The sequence below is a fragment of the Acetatifactor sp. genome (assembly GCF_982438285.1).
This window is the reverse complement of sequence record NZ_CEWDFQ010000053.1, coordinates 1-12,695: the sequence shown is the minus strand read 5'-3', so window position 1 is coordinate 12,695 and position 12,695 is coordinate 1. Positions and strand designations below refer to the sequence as shown.

The window sequence follows — 12,695 nt, the reverse complement described above, 5'->3', positions numbered from 1 at the left end:
TTATAGAAGTATATAGGTAATTGCGAAACTCGCTCTCTGGTATCAGAAGCTGGCGTAATAACCAAAATAAGGGTGACTAGCCACTGCTTTGGAACCCGTTTTTGGTTATTATGACCAGATTCGTGACTTTGTCAGTGAGTTTCGCAAACGCCTATTATAGAAGTATACATATGGAGGTATTTTTGTGGAGCTTTTAAAGAGAAATATACATATGGACCGCATCCGGGCGGAAGCGTTCACCCAGATTACCCTGGAGGATGACGTGAATATCCCTGAAAGCAAGCCGGACGTAGGCAGCCTGAATCTGGAAAAGGGTGTCCTGGTTATAGATGAGATTAAGCCGGGAACGGATGTGGTGAATGTCAGAGGAAGATTGCTTTTCTATGTTTTATATCACACTTCGGAGGAAGGAAAGAGCCTGACTTTTTTGGAGGGCAAAATACCCTTTGAGGAAAAAATCAATCTTCAGGGGGCCGTCCCCGGCGACTGCGTAGCTGTGGAGGGTGAGGTGGAGGACCTCACAGTAAGCACTATAAATTCCAGAAAGCTGAATATTCAGTCAGTGGTCACCCTGCACGCTGCGGTGGATGAGATTTATGACGAGGAGGTGCCCATCGGCATACATGGGGAGGAGACAGTGCAGTACCGCAAAATGCCTGTCACCGTAGCACAGATTGCCATAAGTAAAAATGATATTTTCCGCATAAAGGAAGAAGTTTCCCTGCCATCCAATTATCCCAATATTTTTCAGATTCTCTGGAATCATATTTCTTTGGGGGACGTGGAATTTAAGGTTTTGGAGGAAAAGCTGACGCTTCAGGGGGACATCCACTTTTTTATCCTGTATGAGGGGGAGGGGGAAGAGCATCCCATCCGCTCCTTTGAGACGGTTCTTCCTTTCAGCGGTGTTTTGGAATGTCATGGATGCCGAGACGGAATGGTGCCGGATATCCGCTACAGCCTGGGGCAGCAGGAGCTTGTCATCCGGCCGGATTTTGACGGAGAAGAACGAAACGTGGGGCTTGAGCTGGTGCTGGATATCTCCATACGTGTCTATGAGGAAGAAAGGACGGAGATGGTAACAGATGTTTATGGAGTTACCAAGGAGGTGGAGACAGAAAGCCGTCCTGCCAGTCTGCGCAGACTGCTTTCCAAAGTGACGGGAAAGACAAAGGTGACGGATCACATCCGGGTGCCGGGGGCGGGGGCGCCCATTCTGCAGCTGCTTCACAGTGAGGGATGCGTTTCCCTGGATCAGCAGGAGGTGACAGAAAACGGCATACTTCTTAAGGGAAGTCTTTCCGTGAAGGTAATGTACATAACAGGGGATGACGAGAACCCTTACGGAAGCGCAAAGGTCCAGATACCCTATCAATATACGCTGGAGGTGCCGGACATTGCCCCGGAGGACATGAGCAGAGTGCATACCGAGGTGGAGCAGCTGCAGGTGACTATGCTGGATGGAGAGGAAATGGACGTAAAGGCGGTGCTTGTCTTTGCTACCACTGTTTTCAAAAATGTGTCTGTGGAGCTGATTGGCCAGGTGAAGGTAAACGATTTGGACAGCGCTAAAATGAGCAGCCTGCCGGGCATGGTCATCTATATAGTGAAGGAAGGCGACAATCTGTGGAATATCGGGAAAAAATATTATGTGCCTGTGGATGCCCTGCGGGAATGGAACAGTCTGGCAAGTGATGAATTGAAGCCAGGACAGAAGCTTTTGATCGTAAAATAGAAAAATCAGGAAGAACCGGGAATCCGGATTTCTTCCTGATTTTTTACTTCAGGGGATGGCTAGGCCTCTTTGGAGGAAACGCCCGCCTCTGCCGCCAGCTGGTCAAATTTTTCCATCACGGCATCATAGGTGCGTTTGGAAATCTCCGGCAGGGAGCCTCCCCATTTTTTCTCAGCCATATCATAGCCCTTTTGAAAAGCGGCCCGCATCTCTTCAATTTTGTCGGGGTCTCCGCCTGTCAGTGCCGTTGCAAACTGGATAATACGGTCGGAGGTCTGGTTTACGCCCCAGTACCCGTCCTCAGCGATATCAGCCTGTGCCTGTGCCTTGGTGGCGGGGTCTACCGTGTAATTGCCGCTTCTTAAAAACTGCCAGATATCATTGGCCTGTCCGTAGGCGGTGCCTTGCTTTAAGAGCATCTGCTCTACCAGGCTGCGAAGCTGTGCTGTTCTGGCCTCTGCGTCAGCCTTCAGCTTGTTAATCAGATTGGTGTCTGGAGTATAGATTTTCTTTGCAGAGTCTGTCTGCTGTTCTGTGGAGGGCTCATATACTGCGCCCGCCTCTTCGGTATTGGGAACCGAAGTGTTTGTGGAGGCCTGTTTTTCTTTTGTGTTTACGCTAGACGTATAGCCGTAGGCCGCCTGCGTAGATGTAATTCCATTTACATTCATACTTACCTCTTTTCCGGCGCGCTGCGCCATAAACATAATTTTAGAAGGTGCATCATCCTTGATTTTGTAATTTATATCGGCATGGGAGAGGGAAAAGCTTAGGGGCGGCGTTGACGAAAATCCAATTTTTGTATATAATAAAATACAATCTATGTATACAAAATACATTTTGGAGGAAGATTGGAAGGCGCATGAATGAATATCTGATGAAGGCATATGCCAAGATCAATCTTGGTTTGGATGTGATAGGAAAACTGGAAAACGGGTACCATGAAGTGAAAATGGTAATGCAGACTGTTGGCATTTATGATGAGCTTTTGCTGGAAAAGACGGAGGAAGGAATCCTTCTGACCACGGACAGTGAAAGCCTGACCTCAGGGCAGGATAATCTTGTATGGAAGGCTGCAAGGCTGATGAAGGAGCATTATGGAATTTCCCAGGGGCTTCGCATTCATCTGAAGAAAAATATACCTATAGCGGCGGGAATGGCCGGGGGCAGCACGGATGCAGCCGCTGTCATGAAGGGCATTAACCGGATGTTTGATTTGGGCTGTACTTTGAAGGAGCTTATGGAGCTTGGGGTTGCCATCGGGGCGGATGTTCCCTATTGTGTAATGGGGGGCACTGCACTGGCAGAGGGAATCGGAGAGAAGCTGACGGCTCTTCCCCCGGCGCCGGACTGCTATGTGCTGGTGGCAAAGCCGGATATCAGTGTGTCCACCAAATACGTATATGAGCATCTGGACCTTGGGAAAATCCAAAGCCATCCGGACATTGACGGCATGGTGGCGGCCATTGAGGAGGGAAGCCTCCAGGGAATTTTAGACCGCATGGAAAATGTGCTGGAGCAGGTGACGGTGCCGGCGTATCCTGTGATTGGGGAAATTAAAAACCGGATGAAGGAGTTTGGAGCCGTCAACAGTCTGATGAGTGGAAGCGGTCCCACGGTATTTGGAATTTTTACGGAAGAGGAACGGGCAAAAAGAGCAGGGGAACAGATCCGGCGCAGACAGCTGGCAAAACAGATTTTTGTGACGGAATTCTGCTGACGGACATGGAGTATACGGAAGAATGGAGGGAAGCTATGCAGGATAATTTACAGGTAAAGATGGATGAGTTTCTGCCTCTTAGGGATGTGGTGTTTAACACGCTGCGTCAAGCCATCCTGACGGGAGAGCTCAAACCCGGGGAGCGGCTTATGGAGATTCATCTGGCAAACAGGCTGGGAGTCAGCCGTACGCCCATCCGTGAAGCCATCCGCAAGCTGGAGCTGGAGGGATTGGTGACCATGATCCCCAGAAGGGGAGCAGAGGTGGCTCAGATTACGGAAAAGAGCATGAACGACGTGCTGGAGGTCAGGCGCGCTTTGGACGCGCTGTGCGTGGAGCTAGCCTGCGACCGGATTACGAAGGAGGAGCTGGAAAGCTTAAAGCGGGCCTGCGACAATTTTGAGCTTGCGGTGAAAACCAAGGACGTGAAAAAGATTGCACAAGCGGATGTTGCGCTGCACGATATTATTGTACAGGCTACCGGCAACAGCCGGCTGATTCAGCTGGTCAACAATCTTTCCGAACAGATGTACCGCTATCGGTTTGAGTATATTAAGGATATCAGCCAGCATGAAAGGCTGGTGGAGGAGCATAGAATTATTTATCAGGGAATTGTGGATCAGGATAAGGAGACGGCCTCTTTGGCAGCCAAGCTTCACATAGATAATCAGAAGAAGGCCATTATCAGGCAGATACGTCTGGAAAGAGAAAAAAATAAGTAGAGTGCGGAAAATCCGGTATAAGAAAAGAAAAAGCGGCAATCATCCTCATAGGGAGAGTTTTCCCGGAAAGCTGAGGAGATTGAATGAAGAAAAAATGGACTGGAATCAAGCTTGTAATGGGAATCTGCGCGGCTCTTGGCTGGTGGGGCGTTTTATATCCGGAGTTTGCCATGACGCCGGACACCTACGTGGTGACAGGCACAGAGGAAGGGAAGCCCTCAGAAATACAAAAATGGAGCTTTGACAGTGAAATTTACTGGGAAATTCTGAATGCAGATTCTGACCAGATCAGTTTTAAAAGCAGACTCTTTGAGGAGCTTTACCATAGATTGCCGCAGAAAAAATAAAGCAAGGAAGGACTTAGGAGATGAAGCGGGAAAACGGGGCGCCAATCGGCGTGTTTGACTCCGGCGTGGGCGGATTGACCGTAGCGCGGGAGATCATGAGGCAGATACCAAATGAAAAAATCATATATTTTGGAGACACGGCCAGAGTCCCTTACGGAAGCAAATCCAAGGAGACTGTTACCCGCTTTTCCAGGCAGATCGTAAGATTCCTTCAAAGCTTTCAGGTAAAGACCATTGTGGTGGCTTGTAATACGGCCAGTGCCTATGCGCTGGATGAGCTGGAGAAGGAGACGGATATTCCCATGATCGGTGTGGTGAAGCCGGGGGCAAAGACGGCGGTTCAGGTAACCCGCAACGGGAAAATCGGCGTTATCGCTACGGAGGCTACCATTGGAAGCCGGATTTATTCCAAGTACATACAAGAATTGAATGAGAATGTGACCATATACGGAAAGGCTTGTCCCCTTTTTGTCCCTCTGGTGGAGGAGGGACTGTGGCAGGACCCGGTCACAGATGAGATCGCCAAGAGATATTTGACGGAGCTGATCGACATTGACATTGACACTCTCATATTGGGATGTACCCACTATCCTTTGATCCGCTCCACCCTGGGAAGAATCATGGGAGAAAAGGTGACCTTGGTAAATCCGGCCTATGAGACCGCCAGGGAGCTTAGGGAGCTTTTGTGCAAAAAGGGTATATTGAATGAGGAGCCCCCGGAGCTGGGGGACAATCAATACCAGTTTTATGTAAGCGACGGGGCTGAAAAATTTAAGCAATTTGCAAATTCCATTATAAAATATGGAATTCTGTCTACAAAAACGGTAAATATTGAGCAGTATTGAGATTCATTGGAGGACCCGGGGCAAAAGACAGCCCGGAGATGAGGAAAGATTGAAAATTAAAATTTTCAATCCGGAATTTGTGCTGCCGCACAAAGTTCCTTCTGATTACAAAGCCGCTCACGCGGCAGAATGAGAGGAAGCATGAAAAAAGAGGTAGAGCTTTTGATAAACGGCCTGCACAGCAGTGTGGGAGAGGAAGGTGAGCCGGTGGAACAGGCTGTTTCCGCCGTGTATTATGAAAGAGAGGGAAGCCGTTATCTGCTTTATGAGGAGACGGAGGAGGAAACTGGGGAACGGTCCAAAAGCAGAATCAAAATCGGGAAGGACAGAATGGAGCTTGTAAGAGGAGGGAAAAACCGTACCCATATGGTTTTTGAGGAGAAGAAAAGGCATCCTGCGGATTATGTGACGCCCTACGGCAGATTTGCCCTGGAAATTGACACAAAAGAGGTCAGGGTGGAGGAAGGGCCTTGGGGAATACAGGCGGTGATAAAATATGGCTTGTGGCACGGAGAGCAAAGCCTTTCGGAGAGCTGCCTGCGTATCAGCGTCAGGGAAAAGTGACCGCCCATGGAGAAAAAGGTGCGCTCTGCAGCGCACCTTTTTCTTTATTTCACCGGCTTGGCTCCGGCTTTTTCCTGCAGCTTTTCCATGGTGCGCTTGAAAAATCCCTTTTTCTTTTGCGGGACGGCATTCTGCTTTCCATGAAGCCCCTTTACATCCAGAACATACAGGCCGCTGACTACAGCCTTTACTTCCTTCTTTACGGGGACGGAGTCAAATATCTTCTCATCGCTGATCAGGGAAAGAATCTGTGGACCAACCTTAGCCTTGATAATGGGAAGCTTGGAACCCCGCATAAGCTTGGGAGTCTGGTCGATTACCATCTGGGGAAGGCCGGCTTCCTTAAGCTTCATCCGTTTCTTGTCAATAATCAGCATAGAGACTGTCTGCTTGTTGGCCTCCAGAAGCTCCTGCTGTTCGGCCTGCTTTTTCTGGGCCTTTTTTCCCAGGAAATACAGCACTACGATAGCAATAACCAGCACTGCCAATATGACTAACAATGTGATTGTCACTGGATTCATTGCATTGAGACCTCCTTATAAATAGATAGGAATATATAGGACATTGTAACATAGATATGCTGGGATAGGCAATAAAACATTTTACAGAAAACTACAGTTTTTTTGGAAACTGTGGTATACTTGTAAGGACTTGCCCACATATGGCTGACAGGACGGCTTCGGGACGAAAAAGAGGAGCGGGAGGTGCGCAGGATGGAAAATTTGTGGGAATTTGCAGGGACGGCGCTGGAATTTTTATTCGGACATCTCTTTTGGTGGAACATGATTTTTGCCGTTATCATCGTGTTTTTTCAGAGAAAAGACCCAAAAAGCGTATGGGCCTGGCTGCTTTTGCTGTTCTTTATTCCTTTTTTGGGGTTTGTGTTTTACCTTGTGCTGGGAGTGGACATGCACAAACGGAAAATGTTTCAAATAAAAGAGCTGGAGGATCATGTAAACGAAGCCATCAGAAGGCAGGAATCCCGCTTAAAGAGCAGAAAGCCGGGGGAAGACGATGGGGAGCTTGGAGAGTACATGGACCTTGTGATGTATAATCTGGAAACCTCCGACGCTGTGCTTTCTGATGACAATGACATAGATATCTTTACAGAAGGAAATGAAAAATTTGAGGCGCTGATAGAGGATTTAAAGAAGGCCAGGCATTTCATCCACATTCAATATTATATTATCAAAAACGATGTGCTGTTTAACCGCATCAGGGATGTGCTCATAGAGAAGGCGGCCCAGGGCGTAGAGGTAAGAGTGCTGTACGACGGCATGGGGTGCAGGTCGGTAAGCTCCCGGTATTGGAAGAAGCTGAGAGCCCAGGGAATTATGACGGCGGAATTTTTCCCACCGGGACTTGGCAGGCTGCATCTGCGCATCAATTACCGCAACCACAGGAAAATTGTGGTCATAGACAATCAGATCGGCTATGTGGGAGGCTTTAACATTGGAAAGGAATATATCGGCTTAAGCGAGAGATTCGGACATTGGAGAGACACCCATCTTCGTATTCGTGGAAGCGGCGTGATGGGGCTGCAGCTAAGGTTTATTTTGGACTGGAATTATGCCACCAGAGAAAATCTGCTGCAGAGGCCGGCCCTTCTGATAAATCCCACGCCGGGAAGCAGGGATGGCTGTAAAATGCAGATTATTACCAGCGGACCTGACAATACCATAGACCAGATCCGGGATAATTATATGCGGCTGATTACCAAGGCTAAGGAGAGGATTTATATTCAAACCCCTTATTTTATTCCGGATGAGGCGGTTCTGCAGGCCCTTTTGATTGCCGTGCGCTCAGGAATAGAGGTAAATATTATGATTCCCTGTAAGCCGGATCATCCCTTTGTGTATTGGGCCACCTACTCCTATATTGGCGATCTGGTCATGGCAGGGGCCAACTGCTACACCTATGAGAATGGTTTCCTGCACGGAAAGGGAGTGATGGCGGATGCAGAGGTATTCTGCTATGGCACCGCCAACATGGATATCCGCAGCTTTTCTTTGAATTTTGAGGTCAATGCAGTGGTTTACAGCAAAAAGAAAGCACAGGAGATGGAGCAGATTTTCAAAGAGGATTTAAAGTGCTGCAGGCAGATTACAAAGGACGTATATGCGTCCAGGCCGTTGATCATCCGCTTAAAGGAACAGGTGTGCCGCCTGCTCTCCCCTCTGCTGTAGAAAGGGGCTTTTAATGGAGAGGCTTTTGTGGTAAGATGTTCGTTAGGATTCTGGCCGAAAGCGGCTGTAAATGAAAACAAAAATCAGAAATGGAGAAAAAGATGAACAGGAAAGTAATGGCAGGGATGGCGGCTGTGCTGGCGGCAGGCATTTTGGGAGGCTGCGGCAGTGACACAGAGGTGCCCCTTAAGGATATGGATGTGGACAGTTACGTGACCCTCGGGGAATACAAGGGAATTGAGGTGGACATTGACCCCATTACAGTGGACGAGACTGAGCTGGAAAGTCTGGTGAGAGAGGTCTACAACAATAATGTGACTCTGGAAAACGGGGGAATCACGGACCGGGCTGTGGAAAACGGAGACACGGTAAACATTGACTATGAAGGAAAGAAGGACGGCGTAGCCTTTGACGGAGGCACCGCACAGGGAAGCCTTCTGACTATCGGCTCAGGAAGGTTTATTGATGGCTTTGAGGAGGGACTGATTGGTGTGACGCCGGGTGAAACGGTGGATTTGAATCTGACCTTCCCGGAAAATTATGGTTCTGCAGATTTAGCGGGACAGGATGTGGTGTTTACGGTTACCGTAAATTTCATTCTTCCCCAGGAGATGGAGGATGCAGTGGCTGCCTCTGTGGGCATTGAGGGAGTGGCCACTGTGGAGGAGCTGCGTCAGTATGCCTATGACTATCTGTACGCTAATGCGGAAAACAGCTATAACACAGAGCTGCAGAATGCAGTGCTGGATGCCTTTATGCAAAACTGCGTGTTTGAAGAGGTGCCAGAGCACATGGTGGAGGAGTATGAGACTGTAACACGGGAAAGCCTTGAGGCACAGGCGGAGAGCTACGGCATGGATGCGGATACAATGACCTCCTATTTCTACGGCATGGACGTGGATACCTTTGTGAGCACCTATTCGGAGGAGGCTGTCAGACAGGATATTGCCATGCAGGCGGTGGCAAACAGAGAGGGGCTTAACATTGACGACGAGGAGTTGAACACTACCCTACTGGAATACGCAAACAATGCGGGCTACGACACGGTGGAGGAATACGTTGGGGACACCTCCCTGGAGGATTACAGGGATTATCTGATGTATGAGAAGGTGCTTGCGTTTCTTACGGAAAATGCGGTGGTAAACCAAAGCACAGGCCAATGACGCAGATCAGGGGCAAAGACTGGCGATAGAAATGGAAGGAACAGGAAAGGACAGGTTAAAAATGAATTTAACGGATATCAGAGATTTGTATCGTAAGAGAGAGCAGTTTGTGGGGAAGGAAGTCACTGTGGGCGGCTGGGTGAGAAATAACCGGGATTCTAAAAATTTTGGTTTTCTGGTGATCAACGACGGCACCTTCTTTGAACCGCTGCAGGTGGTGTATGGAGACAGTCTTTCCAATTTTGACGACATCCGCAAAATCAACGTAGGAGCTGCGCTGGTTGTAAAGGGAACCATTGTAGAGACCCCAAACGCAAAGCAGCCCTTTGAGATGCAGGCAAAAGAGGTTTCGGTGGAGGGGCCTTCGGGGGCGGATTATCCGCTGCAGAAAAAGCGCCATAGCTTTGAATATCTCAGAACCATTTCCCATCTGCGCCCCAGAACCAATACCTTTCAGGCGGTATTTCGGGTCAGGTCTCTGATCGCTTATGCCATCCACACCTTTTTTATGGAGAGGGGCTTTGTGTATGTGCATACGCCCCTGATTACCGGCAGCGACTGCGAGGGCGCCGGGGAAATGTTCCAGGTGACTACGCTGCCTCTTGACAAGGTTCCCAAAACCCAGGATGGGAAGGTGGATTTTACCCAGGACTTTTTTGGAAAGCCTACCAATCTCACCGTGAGCGGGCAGCTCAACGTGGAAACCTATGCCTTTGCCTTTAAAAACGTGTACACCTTCGGACCTACCTTCCGGGCGGAAAATTCCAATACCACCAGACATGCGGCGGAGTTTTGGATGATTGAGCCGGAGATGGCCTTTGCAGACCTGACGGACGATATGGAGCTGGCGGAAAGCATGTTAAAGTATGTGATCCGTTATGTGCTGGAGCATGCGCCGGAGGAGATGGCTTTCTTTAATCAGTTTGTGGACAAGGGACTGATTGAAAGGCTTGAGCATGTGGCAAACTCTGATTTTGCCCATGTGACTTACACCCAGGCCATCGAAATTTTGGAAAAGCACAACGAGGAATTTGAGTATAAGGTGTCCTGGGGCTGCGACCTGCAGACGGAGCATGAGAGATTCCTGACGGAGAAGGAATTTAAGCGGCCTGTGTTTGTGACAGATTACCCTAAGGAGATCAAGGCTTTTTATATGAAGCTCAACGAGGATGGGAAAACTGTGGCGGCCATGGACTGTCTGGTGCCCGGCATCGGAGAGATCATCGGCGGAAGCCAGCGCGAGGATAAGCTGGAGCTCTTGGAGCGCAGGATGGAGGAGCTTGGACTGAACAAGGCGGACTATGACTTTTATCTTGACCTGCGCCGGTACGGCTCCGTGCGCCATGCGGGCTTTGGCCTTGGCTTTGAGAGATGCGTGATGTACCTCACAGGCATGAGCAATATCCGGGATGTGATTCCCTTCCCCCGCACCGTAAACAACTGTGATCTGTAAGGCGAATGTTATTTTACTGCTTCAAGCCCTCTTCCTTATAGGAGAGGGCTTGAAGCAGTTCAGCCCGCGCCATTCGCAAAGCCGCTCCAAGGCGCTTTTTCGCTGTTTTGCAGCTTATGGCTGCACTGTTACGAGATTAAGAAAAAAATAAGGAATAAGGGATGAAAAAATCCGGTGGTTGTGGTATGCTTTTTCTATGAGAAAAAAAACGATTAAAATAATGAATTTTATATTGATTGCAGGACTTACCGCCGCAGCGGTGCAGACGGCGGCACCCCGGCCCCTTGTTGCGGAGGCCACATCCATAACGGATATCCAGAACCAGATTAAGGACACGCAGAATCAGCTGGACGGCGTCAATGACAAGATCAGCTCTCTTACGGATGAGCAGGATCTGGTGGAGGAAAAAATAGCCGACCTGAATTCAGAGATCATCAATACCATGACCAGCATTGGGATGAAGGAGGACGAAATCGCATCCAAGGAGACGGAGATTTCTGACAAGCAGGTGCAGATCGATGAAACCCAGCTGGAGTATGAGGCAGCCGTGGAGCGTGAGAAAAAACAGCAGGAGGATATGGCTGTGCGCACCCGTCTGATGTACGAGAACAGCAAATCCACCTATCTGAGCATTTTTCTTCAGGGCGAGGGTCTGGCGGACATGCTAAACCGCATGGACTACATCGAAAAAATCTATGAGTATGACAAGGAGAAGCTGGAGGAATACATAGAGACAAAGAATCAGGTTCACGATCTATGGGATCAGCTGGAGGCAGAAAAAGCGCAGCTGGAGGCAGACAAAAGCCAGCTGGAAGCGGACCGGACGGCATTAGAGTCTCAGAAGGCCAACCTGGATACTCTGCTGGCCCAGAAAAAACAGGAATCCGCTAATTTTGAGGCGGAGATTAAGAGAGCCCAGCAGGAGGCGGCTGTTTTCAAGACCCAGCTGCAGCAGGAGCAGGCTCAGTTAAAGAAGCTGCAGGCTCAGCAAAACCAGGGAAGCAGCTCTTCCGCTGCCAACGGAACCTACACCCCCACCTCCTATACCTCCACCATTGAGAATGCGTCAGGAAGCGATCTGGGGAAAAAGATAGCAAAATACGCCTGCCAGTACATTGGCAATCCCTATGTGGCGGGAGGCACCAGCCTCACAAACGGAGCGGACTGTTCCGGCTTTACCTACCGGGTTTACAAGGATTTCGGATACAATCTGCCCAGAACTTCCTACGAGCAGAGAAGCGCGGGTGCAGGAGTCAGCTACGACGAGGCCCAGCCGGGAGATCTGATCTGCTACGACGGACATGTGGCCCTCTACATCGGCGGGGGGCTGATCGTGCACGCCAGCACTGAACGGACGGGCATAAAGGTGAGCAATGCCAACTATAGAACCATTCTGGCGGTAAGGAGAATTATTTGATGCTGCGGATAGGATGTCATTTATCGTCGTCCAAGGGTTTTTTGGCTATGGCCCGGACGGCGGAAGATATCGGAGCCAATACTTTTCAGTTTTTTACCAGGAATCCCAGAGGAGGGGCGGCAAAGGAATGGAAGAAACAGGATGTGGAGGCCATGCTTGCCTTTTGTGAAAAAAAGGGAATCGGCTGCTTGCTGGCCCATGCCCCCTATACCTTGAATGCCTGTGCAAAGGACGAGGGCATACGCAGGTTTGCCTTGGAGACCATGGAGGATGATCTGCGGCGCCTATCGCTTCTGCCCGGATGTATGTACAATTTCCATCCGGGAAGCCATGTGCAGCAAGGAGCGCAGAAGGGAATAGAGCTCATTGCCGATACCCTGAATCAGGTTTTGACCAGGGAACAGACCACCACCGTGCTTTTGGAAACCATGGCGGGCAAGGGAAGCGAGGTGGGGCGCAGCTTTGAAGAGCTTTCCCGTATTCTGGAGCGGGTAGAGCTTTCTGATAAGCTGGGAGTGTGTCTGGACACCTGCCATGTATGGG

Annotated in this window: 13 protein-coding genes; 11 read left to right on the top strand and 2 right to left on the bottom strand. The window is 49.6% G+C overall.

The genetic code is table 11. The features are described 5' to 3' along the window. Window positions 1–184: 184 nt before the first annotated feature. The gene (locus AC1WIP_RS04320) at window positions 185–1,735 is read left to right on the top strand and encodes a DUF3794 and LysM peptidoglycan-binding domain-containing protein (protein WP_481140664.1); all 1,551 of its coding nucleotides are present in this window, start codon (window positions 185–187) and stop codon (window positions 1,733–1,735) included. 59 nt (window positions 1,736–1,794) lie between these two features. Here AC1WIP_RS04320 and AC1WIP_RS04315 read toward each other — a convergent pair whose 3' ends face one another. Further along, window positions 1,795–2,406, bottom strand: coding sequence for a hypothetical protein (locus AC1WIP_RS04315; RefSeq protein ID WP_481140663.1), 612 nt, complete (start codon window positions 2,404–2,406; stop codon window positions 1,795–1,797). A 191-nt stretch (window positions 2,407–2,597) separates the two neighbouring features. On the opposite strand from AC1WIP_RS04315, the gene ispE reads away from it, so the two are divergent. The 5 genes from ispE to AC1WIP_RS04290 all read left to right on the top strand — a co-directional run bounded on the left by ispE (window position 2,598) and on the right by AC1WIP_RS04290 (window position 5,933). After that, window positions 2,598–3,455 carry a 4-(cytidine 5'-diphospho)-2-C-methyl-D-erythritol kinase gene (ispE, locus tag AC1WIP_RS04310; RefSeq protein WP_481140662.1) on the top strand — a complete coding sequence of 286 codons (858 nt, stop codon included), beginning with the start codon at window positions 2,598–2,600 and terminating at the stop codon, window positions 3,453–3,455. A 35-nt stretch (window positions 3,456–3,490) separates the two neighbouring features. Further along, window positions 3,491–4,177, top strand: coding sequence for a GntR family transcriptional regulator (locus AC1WIP_RS04305; RefSeq protein WP_481140661.1), 687 nt, complete (start codon window positions 3,491–3,493; stop codon window positions 4,175–4,177). Window positions 4,178–4,260: 83 nt separating this feature from the next. Further along, a complete protein-coding gene (locus AC1WIP_RS04300) occupies window positions 4,261–4,524 on the top strand; it encodes a hypothetical protein (protein ID WP_481140660.1) in 264 nt (87 codons plus the stop codon). A gap of 20 nt (window positions 4,525–4,544) precedes the next feature. Next, window positions 4,545–5,369, top strand: a complete 825-nt coding sequence (gene murI, locus AC1WIP_RS04295; RefSeq protein ID WP_481140659.1) for a glutamate racemase — start codon at window positions 4,545–4,547, stop codon at window positions 5,367–5,369. Window positions 5,370–5,510: 141 nt separating this feature from the next. Beyond that, a complete protein-coding gene (locus tag AC1WIP_RS04290) occupies window positions 5,511–5,933 on the top strand; it encodes a YwiB family protein (RefSeq protein WP_481140658.1) in 423 nt (140 codons plus the stop codon). A 44-nt stretch (window positions 5,934–5,977) separates the two neighbouring features. Here AC1WIP_RS04290 and AC1WIP_RS04285 read toward each other — a convergent pair whose 3' ends face one another. After that, window positions 5,978–6,454: a hypothetical protein gene (locus AC1WIP_RS04285; protein WP_481140657.1), complete on the bottom strand. Its 477-nt coding sequence runs from the start codon at window positions 6,452–6,454 to the stop codon at window positions 5,978–5,980. Between the two features lie 192 nt (window positions 6,455–6,646). Between AC1WIP_RS04285 and cls the strand changes: the two genes are divergently transcribed. The 5 genes from cls to AC1WIP_RS04260 all read left to right on the top strand — a co-directional run. Beyond that, the gene (cls, locus tag AC1WIP_RS04280) at window positions 6,647–8,119 is read left to right on the top strand and encodes a cardiolipin synthase (protein ID WP_481140656.1); all 1,473 of its coding nucleotides are present in this window, start codon (window positions 6,647–6,649) and stop codon (window positions 8,117–8,119) included. A 101-nt stretch (window positions 8,120–8,220) separates the two neighbouring features. Then, window positions 8,221–9,282, top strand: a complete 1,062-nt coding sequence (tig, locus tag AC1WIP_RS04275; RefSeq protein ID WP_481140655.1) for a trigger factor — start codon at window positions 8,221–8,223, stop codon at window positions 9,280–9,282. 61 nt (window positions 9,283–9,343) lie between these two features. Beyond that, window positions 9,344–10,735, top strand: a complete 1,392-nt coding sequence (gene asnS / locus AC1WIP_RS04270; RefSeq protein WP_481140654.1) for an asparagine--tRNA ligase — start codon at window positions 9,344–9,346, stop codon at window positions 10,733–10,735. 220 nt (window positions 10,736–10,955) lie between these two features. Beyond that, a complete protein-coding gene (locus AC1WIP_RS04265; RefSeq protein WP_481140653.1) occupies window positions 10,956–12,152 on the top strand; it encodes a C40 family peptidase in 1,197 nt (398 codons plus the stop codon). After that, a partial coding sequence (locus AC1WIP_RS04260; protein ID WP_481140652.1) for a deoxyribonuclease IV occupies window positions 12,152–12,695 on the top strand: 544 nt, incomplete at its 3' end. The genes AC1WIP_RS04265 and AC1WIP_RS04260, both read left to right, overlap by 1 nt.